General features: G+C 57.5%; 14 protein-coding genes. 7 read left to right on the forward strand and 7 right to left on the reverse strand.

Going from position 1 to position 22,901, the window contains the following annotated elements:
- Positions 1-20: 20 nt before the first annotated feature.
- A complete protein-coding gene (locus MKZ35_RS10395) occupies positions 21-1,829 on the reverse strand; it encodes a DUF885 domain-containing protein (protein ID WP_482513224.1) in 1,809 nt (602 codons plus the stop codon).
- A 356-nt stretch (positions 1,830-2,185) separates the two neighbouring features.
- Here MKZ35_RS10395 and MKZ35_RS10400 point away from each other — a divergent pair, with 356 nt between their 5' ends.
- Positions 2,186-3,721: a glycosyltransferase family 39 protein gene (locus tag MKZ35_RS10400; RefSeq protein ID WP_482513225.1), complete on the forward strand. Its 1,536-nt coding sequence runs from the start codon at positions 2,186-2,188 to the stop codon at positions 3,719-3,721.
- Positions 3,722-3,824: 103 nt separating this feature from the next.
- Here MKZ35_RS10400 and MKZ35_RS10405 read toward each other — a convergent pair whose 3' ends face one another.
- Positions 3,825-5,081, reverse strand: a complete 1,257-nt coding sequence (locus tag MKZ35_RS10405; protein WP_482513226.1) for a carboxypeptidase-like regulatory domain-containing protein — start codon at positions 5,079-5,081, stop codon at positions 3,825-3,827.
- A gap of 229 nt (positions 5,082-5,310) precedes the next feature.
- Between MKZ35_RS10405 and MKZ35_RS10410 the strand changes: the two genes are divergently transcribed.
- Both MKZ35_RS10410 and MKZ35_RS10415 read left to right on the forward strand, forming a co-directional pair.
- Entirely contained in the window at positions 5,311-5,769 is a 459-nt protein-coding gene (locus MKZ35_RS10410; protein ID WP_482513227.1) for an alkaline phosphatase D family protein, read from the forward strand.
- Positions 5,751-6,320 carry an alkaline phosphatase D family protein gene (locus tag MKZ35_RS10415; RefSeq protein ID WP_482513228.1) on the forward strand — a complete coding sequence of 190 codons (570 nt, stop codon included), beginning with the start codon at positions 5,751-5,753 and terminating at the stop codon, positions 6,318-6,320. The genes MKZ35_RS10410 and MKZ35_RS10415 overlap by 19 nt, the downstream gene beginning before the upstream one ends.
- Before the next feature lie 52 nt (positions 6,321-6,372).
- On the opposite strand, the gene MKZ35_RS10420 is transcribed toward MKZ35_RS10415, so the two are convergent.
- Positions 6,373-7,230: a radical SAM family protein gene (locus MKZ35_RS10420; protein ID WP_482513229.1), complete on the reverse strand. Its 858-nt coding sequence runs from the start codon at positions 7,228-7,230 to the stop codon at positions 6,373-6,375.
- 371 nt (positions 7,231-7,601) lie between these two features.
- Here MKZ35_RS10420 and MKZ35_RS10425 point away from each other — a divergent pair, with 371 nt between their 5' ends.
- Positions 7,602-10,721, forward strand: a complete 3,120-nt coding sequence (locus MKZ35_RS10425) for a serine hydrolase domain-containing protein (protein ID WP_482513230.1) — start codon at positions 7,602-7,604, stop codon at positions 10,719-10,721.
- Between the two features lie 145 nt (positions 10,722-10,866).
- Positions 10,867-12,492 carry a 3-(methylthio)propionyl-CoA ligase gene (locus MKZ35_RS10430; RefSeq protein ID WP_482513231.1) on the forward strand — a complete coding sequence of 542 codons (1,626 nt, stop codon included), beginning with the start codon at positions 10,867-10,869 and terminating at the stop codon, positions 12,490-12,492.
- A gap of 64 nt (positions 12,493-12,556) precedes the next feature.
- Here the strand turns inward: MKZ35_RS10430 and MKZ35_RS10435 are convergent, their stop codons facing one another.
- From MKZ35_RS10435 to MKZ35_RS10450, 4 genes are all read right to left on the reverse strand, one after another.
- Positions 12,557-12,985, reverse strand: coding sequence for a GxxExxY protein (locus MKZ35_RS10435; RefSeq protein WP_482513232.1), 429 nt, complete (start codon positions 12,983-12,985; stop codon positions 12,557-12,559).
- Between the two features lie 86 nt (positions 12,986-13,071).
- A complete protein-coding gene (locus tag MKZ35_RS10440; RefSeq protein ID WP_482513233.1) occupies positions 13,072-14,247 on the reverse strand; it encodes an acyltransferase family protein in 1,176 nt (391 codons plus the stop codon).
- Positions 14,248-14,625: 378 nt separating this feature from the next.
- Entirely contained in the window at positions 14,626-15,948 is a 1,323-nt protein-coding gene (locus tag MKZ35_RS10445) for a RagB/SusD family nutrient uptake outer membrane protein (RefSeq protein WP_482513234.1), read from the reverse strand.
- 32 nt (positions 15,949-15,980) lie between these two features.
- Positions 15,981-19,178: a SusC/RagA family TonB-linked outer membrane protein gene (locus MKZ35_RS10450; protein ID WP_482513235.1), complete on the reverse strand. Its 3,198-nt coding sequence runs from the start codon at positions 19,176-19,178 to the stop codon at positions 15,981-15,983.
- Positions 19,179-19,732: 554 nt separating this feature from the next.
- Between MKZ35_RS10450 and MKZ35_RS10455 the strand changes: the two genes are divergently transcribed.
- Together MKZ35_RS10455 and MKZ35_RS10460 are read left to right on the forward strand one after the other, a co-directional pair.
- Entirely contained in the window at positions 19,733-22,390 is a 2,658-nt protein-coding gene (locus MKZ35_RS10455) for a SusC/RagA family TonB-linked outer membrane protein (protein ID WP_482513236.1), read from the forward strand.
- On the forward strand, positions 22,390-22,851 hold the full coding sequence (locus MKZ35_RS10460; protein ID WP_482513237.1) for a hypothetical protein: 462 nt from the start codon (positions 22,390-22,392) through the stop codon (positions 22,849-22,851). The genes MKZ35_RS10455 and MKZ35_RS10460 overlap by 1 nt, the downstream gene beginning before the upstream one ends.
- Positions 22,852-22,901: the final 50 nt, after the last annotated feature.

The following is a 22,901-nucleotide window of genomic DNA, read 5'->3' on the forward strand; positions in this document are numbered from 1 at the left end:
TAAAACCGAAGCGCGGAAACCTACTGCTGCCCAGCGGCCCAGGCGTCCATTTTGCGCTCCAGCACGGCCAGGGGCATCACGCCGTCCTTCAGCAGCTCGTCGTGGAAGTTGCTGAGGTTGAATTTGCCCCCCAGCTGCTTCTGATACTTCTGGCGCAGCTCCCGAATCTTCAGCGCCCCGATTTTATAGCTCAGCGCCTGCCCCGGAATGGCCATGTAGCGCTCAATCTCGGCGGTGGCGCCCTGCTCGCTGATGGCTTCATTATCCATCATATACTTGATAGCCTGCTCGCGGGTCATGTTTTTGGTGTGCATGCCCACGTCTACTACCAGGCGAATGGCGCGGTGCATCTCGTCGCCGAGCGCGCCCATGTACTGGTAGGGATCGGTGTACAGGCCCAGCTCTTTGCCCAGGCTCTCGGTGTACAGCGCCCAGCCTTCGCCCATAGCACCATACCAGGCAAAGCGACGAAACTTGGGCAGGCTTTCGTTTTCCTGCTGAAGCGAAATCTGGTAGTGGTGACCCGGAATGGCCTCGTGCAAAAACAGCGACTCCATGCCCGAGGTCGTATTAAACTCCTTCGCGTTCAGAATAGGAATGTAGAACACGCCCGGCCGCGAGCCGTCGGGGTTGCCCTGGTTGTACTCAGCCGAGGCCGAAGCCGCACGAAAAGCCTCCGTCTGCCGAATCTCAAACGGCGTTTTGGGCGTGCGGCCGAACATCTTCTTCAGGTTCGGATCAATCTTGGCCTGAATGGCGCGGAAAGCTCCCAATACCTGCTCGGGGGTTTGATAGGGCGTGAACTTCTTATCGGTTTTCAGGTAAGTGAAGAAAGCGTTCAGGTCACCCTTAAAGCCGACTTCATTTTTTACCCGCTCCATTTCCGAGCGAATGCGCTTTACCTCCGCCAAACCCGTCTGGTAGATTTCCTCGGGCGTCTTGTCGGTGGTGGTCCAGCTCTTTACGTAATAGCGGTAGATTTCCGGCCCGCCGGGTACGGCCGAAATACCGGTGGTGGTGCGGGCTTTAGGCAGGTATTCGTTCTTCAAAAAGGTCCCCAGCTTCCGGTACGTCGGCACGAGGTTCATCAGAATAACATCCTTGTAGGCGGCGGTGAGACGCTGCTTATCCGCGTCCGAAAAACCAGCCGGAAACTTCGCTACCGGGCCGTAGAACAGGCTCTTGGTGGGGTCCGTGACTACCAGATCCTGCATCTGCGGAATCATCTTCTCTACCAGCGTGCGCGGCAATACTACGCCGGCGGCCATGCCCTTGCGAAAGTTGCCAATAGCCGAGTCGCCCCAGGCGGCAAAGCCCTTGGCGCGGCCCAACCAGTCGTCGTAGTCCTTCACGGTTTTGAAGGGCTGAATACCCGAGCCCGAGCCAAACTGCCCCAGCGTAATGGGCAAGCCCCAAAACTGCTGAAACGGTATCATCCAGGTGTTTAGCTTCAGACCGGCCAGCTTATTCTCCAGGTCGTACTTAAAAATATCGTAGCTGATTTTATCGTTGTCCGACAGCTTTTCGCGGTCAAACTTTTGCAGCTGGCTGAGGTAGTTTTGGTACGTCGTCCGGAGCGTGTCGCGGAAAGCTTGGGTCTGGTCGTTGGGCAGCCGGTCGTTGTAGCGATTATCGCCCTGGGTGGTGGCGTCCAGCGGGAAAAGCTTGAGGTTTTCTTCCCAGAAATTGGCAAACAGCGTCGACAGGTCTTTTACTTCAGCGGTGCCGGTAGCCGCAGCGTCGCTGCTGCCATTGGCCGTGGTTTTCTGCTGATTACAAGCGGTTAGCAGCGCGCCAACCAGCAACCCGGAAAGGGCTAGTTTCTTCATGGGGAAAGGGGTGAGAGAGGAAGAGAGTTTGAGTGGGGGGCAATATAGCTAACTCAGGTTGGGGAGCGTTCAAAGCTAGAGTTAGAAGTTAGCTCCCCTCCTCCGCTGAATTCCGCGCATCAAGCGACGTGGGCTGGGGGTGGTTGATGCTGAGAGAACAAAGGCTAGAGCTAGCAACTAAAAACTGTGTAACGATTGCCAACCACCCCCAACCCACGCCGCTTGATGCGCGGAATTCAGCGGAGGAGGGGAGCTAGCTTCTAACTCTAATTTCTAACCACTCCGCAACTTGCGTTTGCTAGTCGGCCGGAAATAACGCGAACCAAGCATTTATTAGAAATCGAATATATTCCGGCATGAAACGCCTTGTTCCGCTCCTCTTCGCTCTACTCAAGTTTTTGCTGGGCTTCGTGCTGGCCAGCCGGGTGTACGAGCTGCACCGCGACGAATATCTGTACCTCAACTATGGTCAGCACCTGGCTTGGGGCTACCTGGAAGTGCCGCCCCTGATGGCCCTGCAAAGCTGGCTCACGCTGGCCTTGGGTGGGGGGTATTTTTGGGTGAAATTCTGGCCCTTGCTGTGGGGCGCGGGTACGGTGTACGTGGTGGGACGGGCGGCCCAGCGGCTGGGCGGCGGCTGGTGGGCGCAGGCGCTGGCCTGCCTCAGCTACATCGTCTGCGCTTATTCGCGGCTCAACTTCCTCTTTCAGCCCAACTCGTTCGAAGTCTTTGCCTTTACGCTCAGCTGCTACTGGCTGCTTGCCTACGGTCGGCAGCCGCAGCCGCGCTACCTGTACGGCATTGGTGTAGTACTGGGCCTAAGCCTGCTGAATAAGTACACCACCTTCTTTTTCATCGGGGCGCTGCTCGCCGGAATTCTGCTGACCGAGCAGCGCCATATTCTGGTTACCAAAGCCGGGTGGATAGCGGCCGGCATTGCTCTGACGCTGTTTTTACCCAACCTGATCTGGCAGCTACGGCATGGCATTCCCTTTCTGCACCACATGGCGCTGCTGCACGACTCGCAGCTGGTAAATGTGTCGGCGGCTGACTTCTGGCAAGACCAGGTGCTCATGTGTTTTCCGGCCCTGTGGGTGTGGGTACCGGGGCTGCTGGCTTTGTTGTTCTATCAGCCGTTTCAGCCATACCGCAGCGTGGGCTTTGTCTTTCTTGGGGGGCTTTTTATCCTTACGGTGCTGCACGGCAAGAGCTACTACGCCCTGGGTTACTACCCCATTCTGTTTGCGGCGGGAGCGGCGTGGCTGGAGCATCAGCTGGGGCACTTTCCGCGCCTGAGCAAGCTGGCGCGGCCCATATTGCCGGCAGTGTTGCTGGTGCTGGCTATTCCGCTGTTTCCGTATGCTTACGCGCTCTATCCGCCGGCCCGAATGCAGCAGATTGGCGAAGCCTACCGCAGTACCGGCGCCAACCGCTGGGAAGACGGCAAGATTCACCCGCTGCCCCAGGATTTCGCCGATATGCTGGGCTGGCAGGAGCTGGCCGACAAAGCCTGGCAAGTGTACCAAAGTCTGCCCGACTCTTCGCGGAGCCGCACCCTGGTACTGTGCGATAATTACGGTCAGGCCGGGGCTTTGAACTACTACAATCGGGCGCGGGCGATGCCTGCCGCCCATAGCTTCAATGGCAGCTACCTGTACTGGTTTCCAACGCGCCCGGTGCAGCCATACCGGCACATTATCTTGGTTACGGATGAATTTGAGGACTTTGGGGAGTATTTTACCAGCTATCAGCGCCGGGGCAAAGTCGAGAATAACTACGCCCGTGAGCAAGGCACTACCATTGTGCTCGGCACCAATCCCGACACGGCCATACTCAACCGGATTTACCAGGAGCACCGAACTGAGCTGGCGGAGTGGGAGCAGCATAAGTAAGCATCACATCCACCAAAAACGCCCCGCCCCAACTCCCGAGCAGAAGTTGGAGCGGGGCGTTGAGAAAATATGGGTGGAGCTTAGCAAAAAGCCCCCCAGCGTACTATTCTATCTGTCCGTTCCGAATACGAATGCCGGTCTTAGGCTCGGGCTTTTTTACCATCGTTCCGAACGCACCTTTCTGCTCAAATGACTTGGCTACCTCATCTTCCAGCGGGGTACGTTTTACCACCGGGTTATTGGCCCAGAATTCCGGATTATACTTCACCTTTCTGATGGCTTCCAGGTCGCGCTCGTTACTGCTCACTTTGCTGTACGTCAGGTTCGTAGGCTTGCGACTGGTGTCGTAGAAAAAGGTGAAAGCCGATACATTCATTTTGGCGGGCGGCAGGCCGGGGCGCACTAGGTCGTAGGTCATAATGGCCCGGATGTGCTCCAGCGGGTTTACGGCCGTGGTGTCGTTCTGAAACACCATATCCAGCTCCAGCTCCGTGTTTTTGAAGGAGAATGTCGGGTTGTTGGCTTTGCGGGTAAGCTGGGGCGTGGTCATCTTGTAGCGGATTACCTGGTAAGTATCCACGTCAATCCAGACGGTGCCTTTCGAGCGGTATTTGGTTTGCTCGGGGCGCGTTTCAAAGGCAATTTCCGCCACGCCGCCCGTCTCGCCTTTTTCCAGAACACCTTTTATTTCCAGCAGATAATTCTCGACAACGTTGGGGCTGAACAGGCCAAGCGCTTTTGTTGTGTCAGCCTTGTCGTCGTAGAGGCCGAAAGCTTTGGTGTAGAGCGAAAAATTTTTGTCGCTGATCAGGGCTTGCTTGGCGGCGTAGCGGCCCTGCGCCATGCTCGTGCCTTCAATACGGGCGTTGTTGGACTTAGCGTTCCACACCATTTCCAGCAGTTCCGTGGGGTCATTGTCGATGCGCGTGATCTGGCGGTAGTAGGCTTTGCCGTAGAATTTACGGCCGTAGTTTTTCTTCATCTGCTGGTAAGCGCGGTCTACCAACTGGTAGGCGTAGCTGGCCACTTTCACCTCCGACAGCACCACCGTGGCCGGCGCCAGTTCTATTTCCAACGCCTGGCCCGCCTCCGTGACGCGCACCGTATCCTTGATGTGGGCCAGCTCCGATACGATCAGCGTTTGCGGCACGGAGGGCAAGCTGAGGGTGAACTCTCCGTTCTCGTTGCTGGCCGTGCCCAGGGTCGTACCTTTTACGCCAATACCCACGAATGGCAGCGGCTCCTTGGTTTGTTTATCCCGGATAATACCCCGCACGGGGTACTGGGCAAAAGCCGCGTGGCTAAGGCCGCCGACCAACAGAAATACGACCCCGAGGCAGGTAGTCAGCTTACCGCCCATCAGGCGCGCACGAAAAAAGCAAGAACAATCAGGAGCGTATTCAAGGGCAGAAATCGTTTAGTTTTCAAGGGAAGTAGCACATTTAACGCGCAGTGACGGCGTGGCGTGTGCCCCCAAGCACAAAAATTAGACCGGCGGCAGGCGGTGCGGTACGCTGGGGGGCATTTCTTAATAGTTGCTTTACACCAAGCCGCGTAGTTAGTACTGCCTTACCCCAGATCTTTGCAAAATGAAGAAATACCTCCTGATTCTGGGTTTGCTCCTGCACCTGGGCAGCCCAACGGCTATGGCGCAGCGCAAGAAAGAGCTGACCATCGCCTTCGGCTCCTGCAACCGCCAGAACCTACCCCAGCCCATGTGGAAGCCTATTTCAGCGGAGAAGCCCGACCTCTGGATCTGGCTCGGCGACAACATCTACGGCGACTCCGAAGATATGGCTGTGCTTAAAGCCAAGTACGACCAGCAGTTCAATCAACCCGACTACAAAGCCTTCCGCACCCAGGTCCCGGTCATCGGCACCTGGGACGACCACGACTACGGCCGCAACGACGGCGACAAATCGTTTGGACCCAAAAAGCAAGCCAGCAGCTGGCCCTCGACTTCCTGCAGGAACCTGCTGGCAGTCCGCGCCGTCAGCAGGAAGGCATCTACGCCGCCTACGATTATAAGGTGGGGGGCAAAAAAGTAAAAGTCATCCTGCTCGACGACCGCTACCACCAGGACGCCCTCCAAAAAGACTCTACCAAAGCCTACATCCCCAACGCCACCGGCGACCTGCTGGGCGAGGCGCAGTGGCAGTGGCTTCAGCAGCAACTCGCCACCAGCGACGCCGACGCCCACATTATCGGCTCCGGCATTCAGTTTCTGGCCGAAGAGCATCCCTATGAAAAGTGGGCTAATTTCCCGGCTGCCCGCCAGCGCCTGTTCAGCCTGCTGGCCAGCACCAAAGCCAAAGGCGTCCTGCTCGTCAGCGGCGACCGGCACATCGGCGAAATGGCCAAAATAACCCTGCCCGGCGTGGCGTATCCGGTCTACGAAATCACCTCCAGCGGCCTCACGCACTCGGCCACCAATAACACCGGCGAAGCGAATAAATACCGCATCGGCCCGCTGGTCAATCAGAAGCACTACGGCGTGTTTCGCTTTCAGCAGAAAGGCAAAAAGCTACTGGCGACGGTGCAATTGAAGGGAGAACAAGGCAACGTGTTTCACACGGAGGAAATCGTGATTAAGGAGTAGATTTCGCACTAACGGAATTTAACATAATTCGCTAAGCCGGAGCGATGCCGTCTCATGCACCTACGGGTTGGACGCTACTAGCCAAGGCCAGCGCTTCCTGCACTCCGAAGTCATTGCGGCCCGGCCCAGCCTGCGACTGATAGCCGGAATAGCGGTTGCAGACACTACATGGGTGGGCCGCCCCGCTGCTGCGGCAGGCCTGATTCAGCGCTTTGGGCACAGTGCGCAGGGCCGCGTCGTAGCGGTTGAGCAAGTCGGCGGCGCTGTCGCTGAACGAGCCCAGCACCGGGCTTTGGGGTAGGCAGCAGACGTGCACCGTCTGCTGCGGCCCGTTGATGAGCGGGCCCGATGCCTTGGCAAAACAGCTATGCCCAGGCCAGCCGATGGGCAACCGACGATGCCAGTCGGCGCGCACGTCCACGGCTCCACGGCCAGTCATCAGATGCACGGGCAGTAGGTTCAGCTGCGCCACGCCCTTCAGCTCCTGGAGGGCCGCCGTGGTTCGCTCATTCACCGTATCGGGATTGACAAGAATTTGTAGCCGCTTGGGACCCAAAATATCGAGCACCTTGCTCGGGGAGCTGCTCCGTAGCGTGGTATAGAGCACCAGCTTGCTGATAAACGGACTGGTCAACACCCGCCGGGCTACGTGCTCGACGTAACCGGCCCGCAGCATAGGCTCGCCACCGTAGAAGTGCAGCTCGATGCGCCGACCGTAGCGTTGGCTCATTTCTTCCGCCATTTCGAAGAGCAGCGCCTCACCGGCGTCGGGCCAGCCGGGAGCCGTACCGGGCAGGGAGTCCACGCAGCAGAACGTGCATTCGTAGGGGCAATCCCAGAACGGCACGTAGAACAACCGGTCTTGCAGGGCCTTATCGAGAAGGGTATAAAGCGTGATTTTGGCGTCCATATCTGACAAGTCAAGTAAAAAGGATCAGCAAGATACGCATTGATGTAGCTACCCGAATTAACTCCTTCGCGCACGATTCGCTTGGCTGCAGTGATGATGAAGCTGTTTAGGAAGTCCTCCAAAGTAAACCGGGACGTCATGCTGAGCCTGTCGAAGCATCTCTACCGCTTCGCTAGAGTAGTTCAACGAAGCGGTAGAGATGCTTCGACAGGCTCAGCATGACGTTCTCTCGACTTCCTAAACAGCTTCGATAAGTAAGCACATGAAGTCCGCTATAATTTCTCATCATTTTTATAGATGCAAAAAATAACTCTCGTGCGTTTACTGTGGTGTAACCGTAAATTAGCCCCCCAACCCATTCTGCTCTCATCTTGTCCTTCCTCCGCTCCCTTCCGTTTCTGTGGCTGCTACTAGTACTGCTGAGCTCATTTGATGCTTCAGCCCAGCGCCCGACAAAATTAAAGTCTAAAACCACTGCCGCCAAGCCGCGCCCGCTCAACGCGCCGGTGCCTTTTGCCTCCCAGGCGGCCAAGTCGCGCTGGGTTGACTCGGTGATGGCCACGCTCACGCCCGACCAACGGGTGGCGCAGCTCTTTATGGTGGCGGCTTACTCCAACCGCAAGCGCATCGACGAAGACTCCGTGTCGCAGCTGGTGCAGCAGTACGGCGTCGGGGGGCTAATTTTCTTCCAGGGCGGGCCGGTGCGCCAGAGCAAGCTGCTAAACAGGTATCAGGCGCAGGCGAAAGTGCCGCTGCTGGTGGCCATGGACGCCGAGTGGGGCATCGGTATGCGCCTGGACAGTACCACGCGGTTTCCTTACCAGATGAGCATGGGCGGCGTGCAGGATACGGCTCTGCTCTACGAGATGGGCGCCGAAATTGCCCGACAGTTCAAGCGCACCGGTATGCACGTCAACTTTGCGCCGGTGGTCGATGTGAATAACAACGCCGCCAACCCCGTTATCGGCTTTCGTTCCTGGGGCGACAACCGCGAGGAAGTAACCGCCAAGAGTTACCAGTACATGCGCGGTATGCAGGACAACGGCATTCTGGCCGTAGCCAAACACTTCCCCGGTCACGGCGACACCGACACGGACTCGCACCTGGCCCTGCCCCTCATTCGGGTAGACCAGCGCCGCATTGATACGCTGGAGCTGTTTCCCTTCCGTAGTCTGATGCGGCGGGGCCTGGGGGGCATTATGATTGCCCACCTCAACATTCCGGCCCTCGACAGCACGGGCATTCCGTCCACGCTGTCCAAGCCCATCGTGACGGGGATGGTGAAGGAGAAAATGGGGTTTGAGGGCGTCATTTTCACGGATGCCATGAACATGAAGGGCCTTACCAACATGTTTCCGCCCGGCGAAGGCGATGTGCGGGCCCTGCTGGCCGGCAACGACATTCTGGAGTTCTCCAAAAATATTCCGCTGGCCCTGACGATGGTTCGGGAGGCTATTAATCGGGGCGAAATCACGCAGGAAGAAATTGACCGCCGCTGCCGCAAGGTGCTGGCGCTGAAGGAGTGGGCGGGGCTGAATAAGTACCAGCCTATCGACCTCAAAAACCTGTATCAGGACCTGAACACGCCCCACGCCAACTATCTGAGCCAGCGCCTGAGCGAGCTGTCCTTGACCTTGTTGCGCAACGAGAAAAACCTACTGCCCTTGCAGCGCCTCGACACGCTGCGCATTGCTACGGTCACTATCGGTACCAAAGACACCACCGACTTTCAGCGCATGGTGACGGACTATGCCCCGGCCGACCATTTCTGGTTATCGGCCACGCCTACGCTGGATGAGCTGGTGAAGATCCGGGAGGCGTTGAAAGGCTACAACACGCTGCTCATCGGCCTCAATAATCTGGGCCGGCTGCCGGCTACCAACTTTGGCGTGACGCCGGAAACCAACGTGCTGCTGCGCGAGCTGGCCACCACCAAACAACGCATCGTGGTAAGCGTATTTGGCAATGCCTACGCCGTGGCCAAAGTCCGCGACCTGGCCCGCGCCGACGCCGTCGTGCTGGCGTATCAGGAAAGCAAAAACGCCCAGGACCTGACCGCCCAAATGATTTTTGGCGGCATCGGTGCCCAGGGCAAGCTGCCCGTTACCATCTCCGACCAATACCCGCGCGGCTTCGGCCTGAGTACCCAGGGCGGCATGCGCCTGAGCTACGGCTACCCCGAAGCCGTGGGTATGAGCAACAACCTCGAAGCCCGCGTGGACTCGATGATGCAGCAGGCTTTGGCGGCGCAGGCATTTCCCGGTGGCGAGGTGCTGATTGCCCGCAAAGGAACGGTAGTGCTGCGCAAAAGCTACGGCACCCACGACTACGCCAACAATCCGCGCCTGGGGGGCAAAAAACCGCGCCCCGTGCTGAACACCGATATCTACGATCTGGCGTCGGTAACCAAAGTATCGGCGGCCTTGCCGGCGCTGATGCGCCTCCAGGATCAGGGAAAGTTCAACCCTGACATGACCATGGGGCAGCTGTATCCTGAATTTGTGGGCACGAATAAGCAGGACTTGAAGCTGCGCGACGTGCTCACCCACCAAGCCCGCCTCAAGGCCTGGATTCCGTTCTGGAAAGACTACACCAAGCCGCGCGGCATTTTCAATAAGCTATTTGGTAAAAGCCCCGATGCAGCCGACGTATCAGTCACCAAGCCGTCGGAGCTGAACCGCCGCTTTTTCCGCGCCGATTCGTCGGCCCGTTTCCCGTATCAGGCTGCCTCCAACCTGTGGGCCCGCAAGGATTTCCCGGAGCGGATTCGCAAGGCCATTGCCGAGTCGCCGCTGAACGAGAAGCCCGGCTACGTGTACTCCGACTTGTCGTTTATCATGTCGCCGTGGTTTGTGCGCTCGGCTTCGGGCAAGCCGCTCAATCAGTTTGTGGTCGATGAGATTTATAAGCCGTTGGGCGCCACGACTATGGGCTACAATCCTACCCGCCGCTTCCCACTCAGCCGCATTGCTCCCACCGAATACGACTCCCTATTCCGCCACGACCAGCTCCACGGCACCGTGCACGACGAAGGCGCGGCCTTGCTGGGGGGCGTTTCTGGCCACGCAGGCCTTTTCGGCAGCGCCAACGACCTGGCGAAAGTAGTGCAGATGTATGCCTGGAATGGCAAATATGGCGGGCAGCAGCTCATCAAGTCCGAAACCATGGCTGAGTACACGCGCTGCCAGTTCTGCCCCGACAACCGCCGCGCCCTGGGCTTCGACCGTCCCGCGGCCAACCCATCAGTGAATTCGGCCAAAAACGCCAGCCAAAGCAGCTACGGCCACACGGGCTACACCGGTACCTACTTCTGGGTCGATCCGCAGTATGATCTTACCGTCATCTTCCTCTCCAACCGTGTAAACCCCACCCGCAACAACAATAAGATCAGCGACCTGAGCGTGCGCAGCCACTTATTGCAGGTTGCCATCGAAGCTGTGCAGCAGGGCAAAAGTACGCCTACTGAATCGCCGGTGCTGAAGGAAAACTAAGCAACGATTGGCCTCACCCCCCGGCCCCCTCTCCTGGGGAGAGGGGGCCGGGGTGAGGCCAATCGTTGCCGGAGTTTGAGGCCCCTCGTTGTTTTTCTTAGCTTAGAAAACGGTATTATCCGTTTCCCACCCAACCTATTTTTCTATGCTCGGCTTGATGATGAACCAGCCCCTGCGCATCGCGGGGCTTCTCGAACACGCAGCCAAGTGGCACTCCGACACCGAAATTGTGTCGCGCCTAACGGAAGGCGGCATCCACCGCTACACCTACCACGCGGCCCACCAGCGCAGCAAGCAGCTAGCCAACGCGCTCAAGAATTTGGGCATCGGGATGGGCGACCGAGTCGGGACGCTGGCCTGGAACAACCACCGCCACTTCGAGCTGTATTATGGCGTGTCGGGGCTGGGAGCCATTTGTCATACCATCAACCCGCGGCTGTTTGCCGAGCAGCTGGTATTTATCATCAATCACGCTGAGGACAGCTATATTTTCTTGGACCTTACCTTTCTGCCGCTGGCCGAGAAATTAGCCCCCCAGTGCCCCAAAGTAGCCGGTTGGATCCTGCTCACCGACCGCGCCCACATGCCCGCCGACTCAGCTTTGCCCGGCGAGCTGCTTTGCTACGAAGAGCTGCTGGCCGCCCAAACCACCGATTTCGAGTGGCCCGTGTTCGACGAAAATACCGCTTCTTCGCTCTGCTATACGTCCGGCACCACCGATGAGCCCAAGGGCGTGCTCTACTCCCACCGCTCCACCCTGCTGCACAGCTACGCCGCATCCCTCCCCGACTGCTTCAACTGCTCAGCCTGCGACACGGTATTGCCCGTAGTGCCCATGTTTCACGTCAATGCCTGGGGTATTCCCTACGTGGCGCCCCTAAACGGCTGCAAGCTGGTAATGCCCGGTCCCGGCCTCGACGCGGCCAGCCTCTACGAGTTGTATGAGCAGGAAAAAGTCACCTTCACGGCCGGCGTACCTACCATCTGGTTTGGCCTGCTGACGTTTATGCGAGAGAAAAAGCTGCAATTCACCACCCTCAAGCGCATGATAGTAGGCGGCGCTTCCTGCCCGCCAGCGCTGTTGAAAGCCTTCGATGAGGAGCTGCACATTGAAATCCGCCACGCCTGGGGTATGACCGAAACCAGCCCGCTGGGTACCGCCTGCACGCTCAAAGCCAAGCACCTGCTGCTCTCTGCCGATGAGCAATTTGCCATTCAAACCAAGCAGGGTCGGGCCATCTTTGGGGTAGATATGAAAATTGTGGACGATGCCGGCCAGGAACTACCCCACGACGGCGTCGCCTTCGGTGACCTGCTCGTGCGCGGCCCTTTCATCGTGGGCAGTTATTTCCGGGCCGGCGAGCCGGGCCAACTCACGCAAAGCGGCTGGTTCAAAACCGGCGACGTAGCCACCATCGACCCCGATGGCTTCATGCACATCACCGACCGCTCCAAGGACGTTATCAAGTCGGGCGGGGAGTGGATTTCGTCGATTGATCTGGAAAACCACGCCATTGCCCATCCGGCCGTAGCCGAGGCCGCCGTCATCGGCGTGCCCCACCCTAAGTGGAGTGAGCGGCCGTTGCTGGTGGTAGTACTCAAGCCCGATGCCCAGGTCACTAAAGAAGAGCTATTGCAGTTCTTTGAAGGCAAAATTGCCCGCTGGTGGACGCCTGACGCCGTGGAGTTCGTGGATCAGTTGCCTCACACCGCCACGGGCAAGCTGCTCAAGACCAAGCTCCGTCAGGATTTTGCGGGCTATACTTTCTGAATCGCGGATTTTGCAGATTAATCGGATTCCACGGATTTTGGTGACGATTTAGGCCATTTTGGATTCACTGACCTGTTATTTGATGGTTATTAAGTGGGGTTTGAGTGGGGTTTGAGCGGCCTTTGATGAATCGCTTGAAGCGGAGACTAGGCTCACCGAAATTGATAAGCAAGCCAATTTCCAGGCGGTAGGCGTTCAGGTAGTTGATGATTTGAGCATGGTGAACTGGTGTGATTTCAGCTAATGCCTTGAGCTCCACCAGTACCATTTCTTCTACTAAAAAATCAACCCGGCGCGAGCCTATTTCCTTTTCTTTATAGAAAATCGGCATCTCAATCTCCCTTACAAATCCTACCTTTTGCTCTTCCAACTCAAAAGCTAGAGCCCGCTGATAAATCACCTCCTGAAAGCCATTACCCATCAGCCGATGGACTTGCATGGCGGCCCCTATCACCTTCTCAGTTATCTTATTATACCTGCTATCCAACAGCATTTTACAAAACTAAAAGTCAGTATATCTATATCACAGTAATCGTCACCAAAATCTGGGTAATCCGATTAATCTGCAAAATCCGCGATTCAGACCTTAATAATGATCCGCCGATTGTACATTACCCACAAAACACCCAGCCAGATCAACACGCATACGATAGCGCCCGCCAGCGAGGCATTAATAGGGCTGAAATAGGGCACAAAAAACGTATCGTAAAGCCAAGTGCGCAGGCCCACGGATTCACCGGCCGCAACCGGAATTTTGATCATTTGCAGTAGGCGCGGCACCAAGCCCGACAGGAAAAACACGGTGATGGCATTGACGCCATACACCAGAAAGGGCTTGGTCCAGGCACGGTAGCCGTGCACGTCGCAGACCCAATAGAGCGCCGCCAGCATAGCCACCGCAATACCGGCGGTGTAGAGCACGTATGAGCTGGTCCAGAGGCTTTTATTGATCGGAAACCACCCATTCCAGATCATTCCCAGCACAATAGCAGCCCCACCGGCTACAAAAAGCCACGCCACTTTGGTGGCAGGCTCCGTATTGCGACGCCGCAGCCATTGGCCAGCCAATATTCCAGCCAAGCCCGTGCCAATGGCCGGCACGGTGCTCAGCAGGCCTTCGGGGTCCCAGGTTTTACTGGCTTTCCAAAGATGATTTTCGCCCAAAATCAAGCGGTCTAGCCAGGCGCCGAGGTTAGTAGCCGGCTCTAGATTGGCAGGCCCGAAGCCCGGCACGGGCACCACCTGCATAAGCACGTTATACAACACCAAAATGCCCCCCAGCAGCCACGCCTGCGTGCGCCAGTTGGTTTTCAGGAATATGGTGCCGCACACCAGGAATACGACAGCAATACGAGCCAACACGCCCGGAATTCGCACCGTTTCGAATACAAAGCTGGGAAAGAGCGCCGAAAACAACCCCAGCCCGAACAGAATAGCCGAGCGCTTCACAATGCGCATCAATAGCTGTGAGTGGCGGCTTGGGTCTTGCCGGGCCGAGTCGAGGGCATACACGATGCTGACGCCCACAATGAACAGGAAGAAAGGAAAAATCAGGTCGGTGGGCGTGCAGCCGTGCCATTTGGCGTGCTCCAGCGGCGCGTAGATGTGGCCCCAGCTGCCGGGATTATTCACCAGTATCATGGCCATGACGGTGATGCCCCGAAATACATCGAGCGACACGAGTCGGCCCGGCCCGGTGGCCTCCACCAGCGGCACGGTTCCGGTAGTAGCTACGGCAGCTTGCGTGGTGTTCATAGAGTTTGTTGAGGAAGAGGTGAGGGAATCAAAGCTATTTAGAATTGCAGTTTTTTCACTTATTCTGTCATCCGGCCGCAGGAAGGACCTTATCCCCATTGAACGACTAGTGTATTCAAAACTTGCTATGGTGTGGAAAAGTCCTTCCTGCGGCCGGATGACAGAACTTTTGATTTCCGAAGCTATGAATTACCACCGCGCCATCCGTTATGGCTTAGCAAATATGTGCCAAGCAGTGGCAGCTACCCGCTTCTCATCCAATGCAAACAGCTGGCCTCCGCTTGAAGCAGAAACCAGCTGTTAAAAATTGAGTAGTTGTAGTTTAACCCCAATTCTGGCCGTCAAGTCGAAGGACACATAAGCCGTCAAACAGTGGCCCTATATAGCTGGATCTTCGGGGGTGGTGGGGTTATTCTCGCGCTCCGTGCGGGGATAGGGGAGAAAGTTGCGGTTGCGCTCGGAGCCGGCCGCGCCCGGCCCGGGGCGGTTGAAGCGGCGACTATCTTCGAGGCGGAAGCCCTGAAAAGCCAGCTCTACGCTGCGGTTGCGCAGAATATCAAGTAGCACGGCTTCCTGGGTGAGCGGACCAGCGTACGGAGCCAGCCCGGCACCGGGAGGAGCCGTAGGCAAGCCGGCAGTGCCAGTGGTAGTAGCGGCAGCGGTGCTGGTGCGCACGCGGTTCAGCTCCAGCACGGCGTTGGTCAGGTCGTTTTTGCGGGCGTAGGCTTCGGCCCGAATCAGCAGCATCTCGCCGGGTACGTAGACCGGAATAGGAGCCGCGCTGGCGGTGTAAAAGCCGGTGCCCCGGTTTTGGGTGGCTGTGGGCGCGGCGCGGGTATAGAACGGGATACGCCGGTCGCCGGCCTCCGGGGCAAAGCCGCCGGTCAGGCCCAGACTCACGTTGGTCGGCTCAAACACGTTGCGGTTGCCAAAAGCCACCTCGAATATAGGGTTGCGGGCCAGCTCGTCGAAAGTGAACACGGAGCGGCTTGCCAGATCTACCCGCCCTGCGGCGGCAATGGCCTTGTCATAATCGCCGGCCAGCAGGCTGTAGCGGGCAATGAGGGCTTGCACGGTATTGGGCAGGTTGATGCCCGGAACAATTTTACTGTTGAAGTCAGCCGATACCGGCGCGGTATTCAATTGCGCGGCGGCGGCCTCCAGCTGCTCTACGGCCGACTGCAATGCCTGCACCCGGCTCACGAACGGGGCGTTTACTTGCGTGACTATCGGTACTTGCTCAAAATACTGCGCCAGCGTGCCGATTGCCAGGGCCCGAAAGATGCTGGCGTAGGCAATGATGCCGCTACGCGTGCCGGGGTCAACGGCGATGTTGGCGTTGGCTAGCACAAGGTCGGCATTGGCGCGCACCAGCTGCGACTGGGTCCAGAGGTTGCGCACCACCCCGTTGAGGTTGATGACGTTGCCGGCCCCGAGGCTGATGTTAAATTCTTCAATGTTACCCACGTTTAAGATTGTCAGCTCGCGGGTACTCAGGCCGCCAGCCGCTACCGTGTTATAAAGCGGGCTCAGCGCGCCGCCCGTCGTGAAACGGGCCTGCAAGCCGTTGCACACCGTAATCAGGCCGTCGGCGTTGGTTAGTACCTGCACGTCTCTGCCAGTGCTGGGGTTCAGGTATTCTTTGTCGCAGCTGCTCGTCGCCATCGACAGCACAGCCAGCAGTATTAGTATCTTTTTCATGGAATGGCGAGTTTGGAGAAGAGGGTACTTCATTAGAACGTAGCCGACAACCGGAGCTGGTAGGTGCGCGGAATCGGCACATTGCCAAAGTCCACAGCCCGAAACAAATCGGAAGCGCCACCTGCGCTGGTTTCGGGGTCGAAGCCCTTGTAGTCATCCCACGAGTACAGGTTGCGGCCGATGAGCGACACATTAAAGTCGCTGATAAACTTGCTGATGGGAGGCAGCGTGTAAGTTAGAGCCGTTTCGCGGAGCTTCACAAACGAGCCATCATCGATGCGGAATTCCTGGGTATTGTAAACGGCAAAGATGTAGCCGCGTGGCAGATCACCTCGCAGCTCTTGCTCGGCCAAGTCTCCCAGGCCCACGCCCTGACGGGTCCGATAGTCGGCATTGAATACGTCCACGCCCTGCACGGCATCGAGCAGTACTCGCAAGGAGAGTTTCTTGTAGGTAAAACTGGTACTGAAGGAGCCAGTCCAGTCCGGGTTGGGATTACCGATAACTACGTTGGCAATAGTAGTACCCGGTGCGTAGCTGGGCTGACCCTCAGCAGTGCGCGCCGGCACAAAGTCTATTGAGCCGACGCCCTGACCCGTGGTACGCTCGTCCTGCGGGAAACCCTGGGGGGTAAGCAGCAGGGAGCCATCGGGGTTGCGAGCGTAAGCCGAGCCATAAAATACGCCCGCTGGTTGTCCATTAATGAGATATACCGGCGCGCCGGCTACGTTATCGACGAGTATGGCCGCCGAACCCACTAAGTCCACTATCTTATTGCGGTTGCGGCTGAAAATGGCCGTGAAATCCCAGCTGAAATCGGCAGTTCGCACCGGCACAGCATTCAGCTGCACCTCTACGCCCTTATTATTAAGCCGGGCTACGTTCTCAACGATAGACGAACCACCCCGCGACGGCGCCAGTGGCCGGTCCACTACTAAATCCGTGGTTTTCTGATTGTACACAGTTACGCCCAACCCAAGTCGGTCGTTGAAAAAGCCAAGGTCAGCTCCGGCTTCCAGTTCGGTCACGCGCTCCGGCCGCACCCTCGGGTTAGCTAGCCGCGCGTTGGGCAAGAAGGTGTTGCGGCCCTGAAAGCCAATGGGAGTAAACTGATAAAACCGATCATAAGAGCCGATGCCGTTCAAGTTGCCAGCCTCACCGTAGCTGGCGCGCAGCTTCAGCGAGTTGAAGGTCTTGGCGTACGCCGCATCCCTCCAGAAGCCCAGATCCGAGAGCACCACCGAGGCGCTCACCTTGGGGTAATATTGATTGGTTTCGGAGGAGGAAAATTTCGACGACCGGTCGCGACGGATGGCCCCCGTCAGGAAAGCCAGGTTTCGAAAGCCAAAGGTGGCCTGCCCGAAAATACCACTCAAATTAAATTGATCCAGATCAGCGCTGGAAGCTACCGTGTTGCTGGCTGCACCACTAACGGTTGTGATAGTCGGCGCCAGGTTTTGCCCCTGCGTGCGCACCAGTTCCCCGCGCAAATACTGGTAGCTGTAGCCAGCCAGCAGCGTCACCTTGAAGTTTTCGGTCAGCTGCCGGTCGTAGCCCAGGTTCACGTCGGAGTTGAGTTGCAGCACGTTGTTGTTGGCGTTGGCTGCGAAACCGAACGGGTAGCGCTGCAGCGGCAGGCCGGCCGCCGCCTGATACGGGTAGGGCCGAATGTAATTTTCGCCCGCCTGCGAGTACGTATCGACCCCCAGAATATAGTCTGCCGAAAAACCTTTAAATGGTGTCAGATTTACCTGCAGGTCGGTGATGGTACGGTTGATTCGCTGCGTAAACTTCATGTCCTCAATAGTGGACAGCGGGTTAACACGGGTAGGCTCTACAGCCAGCAGGTTGCCATTGGGGTCACGCCGGTTGATGTCGTAGATGTTGTTGGTAATGTTAATCGAGTTGATTGGGCTGTAGAATACGTTGCCGTTGGCTTTCTCATTGGAAAAGCTGTTGTTATAAGCCACCCCTGCCGAAGCCCGAATCCAGTTTGCCAGACGCTGGTCGACGCGAGCCCGCACGTTGTAGCGCGTGAAATCGGTACCGTCAATGATACCCTGATTTCTCAGATAGCCCACCGACACCAGATATTGGGTCCGCTCAGCCCCACCCGAGATAGACGCGCCGTTGTCGGTACCGTAGCTGGTCCGGAAAATATCGTTGAAGTAGTCGTAGCGCGGCGCATCGACCAAGTTGGTGGCCAGCTGTGTGGTGGTTCCAGCCCGCGTGATGCCCGTGGTCGTAATGCCGGGGTTGGCGGCTATCTGCTGGGGCGAGGGGGCACCAATCGTGTACAGACGTAGCCCCGCAAAGCCGAACTGCTGGCCGTAGGTATTCACCGGCACTGATTTGCGCAACTCGTTTATATTAAAGCTGGCGTAGGCTGAAACCCGCGCCGTGCCCGTTTTGCCGCGCTTGGTGGTGATGAGCACCACCCCATTTGAGGCCCGCGAGCCGTACTGGGCGGCCGCCGCCGCCCCGTTGATGACGTTGATACTGGCAATGTCGTTAGGGTTAAGATCGGCGAGGCGGTTCTGGCCGGCGTTGGCCGACCCGATGTCGGGACCCGCGGCCAGCTGCGATACGTTCGCGCTGTTGTTACTCACAATCACGCCGTCAATTACGTAGAGCGGATCCGAAGAGCCCCGCAGCGAGTGAATACCCCGCAGCCGCACCGATATGGAACCCGAAGGGTCGCCGGAGTTCTGCACAATTTGCGCGCCGGGCAGCTTACCCTGCAAGGCATTGAGCGCGCCGCCCGTACCGGCCTGCTCTATGTCGCGAGCCGTCACCGTGCTGATGGCGTTGCCTAGCTCCCGCTTGTTTACGCTGATCGTGGAGCCGATTACGACCACATCATCCAGGGTCTGGAAGGCTTCCGTCAGGGTGACGTCGGTAGTTACGGTGGGGGTGCTGCCCAGACTGATGGACCGAGACTGGGCCCGGTAGCCGATAGCGGAAAATGTCAGCGTGTAAGTTCCGGGGGTTACTTGTACAGGCAGGCTATAGGAGCCGTCGGCGTTGGTGGCCGTGCCGAGGGTGGTGCCCCCAAGCAAAACCGTAGTGCCAGGCAGCCCCTGCCCGCGCTCATCCACAACGCGCCCCTGCAGGGTAAAGGGCTGACGCGCGGCGCCACCAGATTGCGCCGCTAGCTGCGTAGTTAAGAGCACGCACATAAGAAGCCAGCCTACTGACAGGACCAGCCTCAATGGGTAGGTGTTACGCATAAAAGGAGAAATTGAAGTGAAAGAAAGGAGAGTAGGAAGAAACTCAGCATCATCAATATATGGGATAAATGCCAGTTTCAATAAAACTATACTTAAATACTGAAGTGCTTCCCGCAGGTCAGGCACACTCCGCCAGATGGGTAGTCGGAGCGCCTACCTGGCAGGACCGCAGCATGGTGTTCTTTCTTAATCAAAGCAGCTGGTTCAGACGGCTAAAAAAGCCCCCCACGTACTTTCGCCTCCAGCCCTGATGTGCATAAGATAAGCGCTACTAAATAAAATCACATATATAGTTGTGCGCGTACCACAACGTTTTTAGTTTTAACCCTTCTTTTTTGAGTAGCTTTTGGGCAAAACGAAATAACTGTTGTCGAGTAGCCACCTCTTTTTTCATCATGTTGCCCCTTTCTTTATGAGAATCACTTGCTGTCTGTGTTTTGCCCCCCACTAAACCAGGACGTTTTTACGGCCGGAATCCAACTGCTTTGAGCGCTCGGGTTCCGGTCTTTTCTTTTTCATCCCCCTTCTTTCCCGTTCACTATTCTCTCCTTTCTATGAAAAAACTTCTATGGTTTTTCCTGGCGCTGGGGTGGCTGCTAGCCCCGCCGGCCCACGCCCAAACCACCCGAACCGTAACCGGCGTTGTAACCGCCGCTGATGACCGCTCGCCCCTGCCGGGCGTAAACGTGATAGTGAAAGGCACGACCAATGGCGTTCAAACCGACGCGGAAGGCCGCTATAACCTCACCAACGTAGCTGAAGGTAGCACTCTGGTGTTCAGCTTCATCGGGTATACCGCCCAGGAGCGCCCCGCTACGGCTGGCACCGTTGACGTGGCATTAGCCACCAGCACTACTAACCTGGGGGAAGTATTGGTTACGACCGCATTTGGTATTGAAAAGGAGCAGCGCAGCATTGTGACCAGCGTGCAGGAAGTGCAGGGCAAAGAACTGGTAAACTCGCGCCAGCCCAATATCGTGAATGCTTTGCAGGGCAAAATCGCGGGCGTAAACATCACCAGCTCGGGTGGTGGCCCCGGCGAGGGCGCGGCCATCGTGATTCGGGGCGGCACCTCGCTTGATGGCGACAACCAACCACTGTTCGTCATCGATGGCGTAATTATGGATAACTCTTCGTTTGCCGAATCAACGGCGCCGGGTGGTGGCTCATCCTTCAACGGCATTTTGGGTCGCTCGGTGGGCACTACCAACCGCGCCTCCGACATCAATCCCGAGGATATTGAGAGCATGACGGTACTGAAAGGCCCGGCGGCTGCCGTTCTCTACGGTCTGCGCGCTGCCAACGGCGCTGTAATTATCAAGACTAAGAGTGGCACCGGCGGCCGGGTTACTCTTAATTACCGCACTCAATTCTCCGTAGATCAGGTAAACCGTCTGCCGAAGCTGCAGGACCAATACAAACAGGGTACGGGGGGCATTTTTGACCCTAACACCCGTCTCTCCTGGGGTCCGCGCTTTGCCCCTGGGGAGGAAGTATTCGACAACCTAGAGAATTTTTACCAGCGAGGCACCTCCTTCCAGAACTACCTGAACATGACGGGCGGCACGGAAAAAGCCAGCTTCCTGCTTTCCGTGCAGCACCTCGACTCCAAGGGCATCGCGCCCGAAAGCCAGTACGACAAAGCTTCGGTGCGCCTGGCCGGCACGGTGCAGATTTCGCCCAAGTTCAGCGCCAACGCTTCGGCCAACTACCTGAACTCGGGTGGGGAGCGGCCAGTGCAGGGCCCCGGCTTGTTTCAGGGCTCGGGGGGCTATCTGATCAGCTTGCTTAGCTGGCCCCGCAACGATGATACGCGCAATTATCTCAACCCTGACGGCACCCGCCGCCGCCTCGTAGGCTCTGCTACCAGTGCCGGCGACGCCGACAATCCTTACTTCACCGTTGAGCGCAACCCCCAAACCGACCGTACCAACCGCTTTATCGGCAACGCGACCTTAAACTTTGCCGCCTACAAGTGGCTGAATTTCAGCTACACCCTAGGCACCGACTTCTACCAGGAGCGGGTGCGCTCGGTACGGGCTGTGGGCACCTCATTGGTAAACAACCAGGATGGCGGTATTGCCGAATCTACGAATGCGAACCGCATTCTGAACTCCAACTTCCTGGCGACCCTCAATCATCAGTTCAGCGAAAACTTCAGCGGCACGCTGATTTTGGGCAACACGGTGGAGCAGAACAAGAGTGATAAAACGGATATTATCGGCCTGATTTTTCAAAATCCAAGCTTTGTCAGCATCAACAACACTGTAAACCGCAACGCGCTGACCAGCGACGTAACCCGGCGGCTGGTGGGCAATTTTGGGCAGCTGAGCTTTGTATTTTGGGACCAGCTCTTCGTGGAGCTGAGTGGGCGCTACGACATTTCGTCCACCCTACCCCGCCCCGACCAGAACAAGATTTACGGTAAAGGATTTGGCTACGGCTCTATCGGCGCGGGCTATGAGTTTACTCGCACGCTGGGTCTGGAGCAGAACCCCATTCTGAACTATGGCAAGATTCGGGGCTCCATTGCTGAGGTGGGCAAAGACACCGGGCCCTACCGCGTGGAGTCGCCTTTGGCGGCTAATACTTACATCGGGGGCGGCTTCCGCAACGGCTTCTTTGGCTCTAACAGCCTGCTTATTCCCGAGCGTAGCCGCTCGTATGAGCTGGGCTTGGAGCTGCGCTTTCTGCAAAACCGCCTGGGTCTGGATGCCAACGTCTACCGCACCCGCACCACCGACCAGCTTATCGCGCCCCGCGTAAGTCAGGCGGCGGGCTTCATTCTGCAATACATCAACGGCGGCACCGTGGAGAACAAGGGCATTGAAATATCCCTAACTGGCTCGCCGGTGAAAACCAACAACTTCACCTGGGACGTGCTGGCCAACTTCTACCACAACGAAAACAAAACGGTAGAGCTGCCTAGCGTGCTCACGGTGGTAAACCAGTCGGACGCCTTTATTATCGACAATGCTCAGGGCTCTGCTTACCCCGGCAAACCGATTACGGGTATCGGCGCCAGCGATTGGCAGCGCGCCCCCGACGGCCGGGTGCTGGTTAGTCCTACTACCGGCTTCCCCTTGGTAAACGCCAACTTCACCTACCAGGGCGACCGCGCCCCGGACTTTACGACCCAGCTGACCAATACCTTTACCTACAAAGGGCTGCTGCTCACCTTCCTACTCGATTTCCGCAAGGGGGCAAAGTAGTGAACGGCAATGACTGGTTTGCCACCCGCACCGGTCTGAGTGAGCGCACCCTGGACCGCTACAAGGAGGCGGTTTTCGACGGAGTGATTGCCACCCCGAATACCGACGGCTCGACTACTTACGTAGAGAATACCCGCCCCGTAGAACTGTCGCAGGCTTATTACCAGAGCATTCTGGGCACGGTCGGGTCGGCCTTTATCGAAGATGTATCGTGGGCGCGCCTGCGCTATGCCACCTTGAGCTACAACCTCCCCACAACGGTGTTTGGTCAGTCCTTTATTAAAGGCGTGGAGCTGAGCGTGACAGGCCGCAACCTGTTGCTGCTCACCAACTATACGGGCGCCGACCCCGAAACCTCCGCCGCCGGTGCCGGCGTGCGCGAGGGCGGCTCCACTGGCTTCGACTACGGCAGCGTGCCAGCCACGCGCGGCGTGGATATGGGCGTACGCGTCACTTTCTAAACTTCATTAGCCCTGCCTCCACTGGGGGCTTTTTGGGGCTTTTCTGTCTT

Source organism: Hymenobacter sp. R533113, from assembly GCF_056835965.1.